General features: G+C 64.0%; 2 protein-coding genes and 1 pseudogene. 1 reads left to right on the top strand and 2 read right to left on the bottom strand.

Translation table 11 applies throughout. The annotated features are described in order from the left end of the window. Window positions 1–213, bottom strand: a pseudogene (locus EN742_RS39860) (NIPSNAP family protein); the annotation flags it as partial. Between the two features lie 112 nt (window positions 214–325). Beyond that, on the bottom strand, window positions 326–718 hold the full coding sequence (locus tag EN742_RS39855) for an NIPSNAP family protein (RefSeq protein ID WP_245492486.1): 393 nt from the start codon (window positions 716–718) through the stop codon (window positions 326–328). 148 nt (window positions 719–866) lie between these two features. Here EN742_RS39855 and EN742_RS35410 point away from each other — a divergent pair. After that, on the top strand, window positions 867–1,213 hold a 347-nt coding region (locus EN742_RS35410; RefSeq protein ID WP_189375743.1), incomplete at its 3' end, for a TetR/AcrR family transcriptional regulator.

Genomic DNA, 1,213 nt, shown 5'->3' with positions numbered 1-1,213 from the left:
CAGCGTCTCGGCAGGCTTTGTGCAATCGGCCTGCGTGGTATCGCGGAACGCCTGCCATGACGGCAAGGCGGCGAAGGCGGTTTGCGACCGCCGGCGCGCGCCTTCGTCGTCGAAACCGGTGACGCTGAGGAAGACGTTTTCGCCCGACCGCACCGGCAGGCGCGGGAAGCTGTTTTCGGCATGCTCGCTGATGAAGGCGCCAAGCAGGCGCATGCCGTTTTCCGCGAGCAGCGGAACGGCTTCGGTCTCGAAGCGGTTTGCGAAACCGGCTTCAGCGCCGCGTCGCAAATGATGAATCTGGATCTCAATAATACCAGGTAAGCAATTATTCTCGCTCTGGTTTTCGACTTTGCCGATGGACGTCGAACCCGGCGCCCGGCCAGGCCGGCTTCAGCAGCAGCACGTCGTCGGAATCGATCATCGTCGCATTGGCGGCGTCGCGATGCTCCGCCCAGACCGGTCCGCCATAGAAGGCGCTCAGCGCCTCCTTTCGCGCTGTCATGTCCTCGAAGCCGCGCATCCAGACGAATATGTCGGGCCGGTCGAGGTCGCGGAACTGGCCGATAATGGTCATCCCGGTCGCCTCCTGGCTCTCGATGAACTCGCGATCGAAGAGGTCGATCAGCGTTTCGCGCCGGCCGGGCTTCAGCGTGTACTGCCTGAGTTCCACGATCGGTGAAGCAAGGCGTGCAGAGATTTCGTTTCGAGCAAGGTCCATTGTCGGCTCCAAAACAGGGTGATCGTCCTGTTTTGTAAAACAGACCGGTTGTCCTGTTTTGTCAATCTGGTATCGTGCCCAGATGTCAGGAGAGATTGCCGCCCAGCCGAAATCGCGTCGCCAAAAACGCACCAACGACCCGGAGGGCATGCGCCGCCGCGTGCTCGACGTGGCGGAGGAATCCTTCCAGGCGCGCGGCTATCACGCCTCCAGCCTCGGCGACCTGATGGCGGCGGCGGGCGTCACCGGCGGCGCGCTGCACCACCATTTCCCGACTAAGAAGGCGCTGGCGCTGGCGGTGATCGAGGAGCGGGTGGCCGCCACCGTGGATCAGACCTGGATCGCGCCGGTGCGCGCCGCATCCACGGCGCGCGAAGGCGTCCGCGCCGTGTTCGAGGCGGTGGCGGCTGAACTGGAACGGCAAGGCTTTGTGCGCGGCTGCCCGCTCAACAACCTCGCGCATGAACTGTCGCTCGCCGACCCGGACTTCCGCAT

It is taken from the genome of Mesorhizobium sp. M4A.F.Ca.ET.020.02.1.1 (assembly GCF_004022645.1).
GTDB lineage: Bacteria > Pseudomonadota > Alphaproteobacteria > Rhizobiales > Rhizobiaceae > Mesorhizobium.
This window is presented reverse-complemented; position numbering and strand designations above follow the sequence as displayed.

Excerpts from the sequence above, each read along its gene's own strand:
- EN742_RS39855 (WP_245492486.1), bottom strand. The coding sequence starts at position 718 with ATGGACCTTGCTCGAAACGAAATCTCTGCACGCCTTGCTTCACCGATC.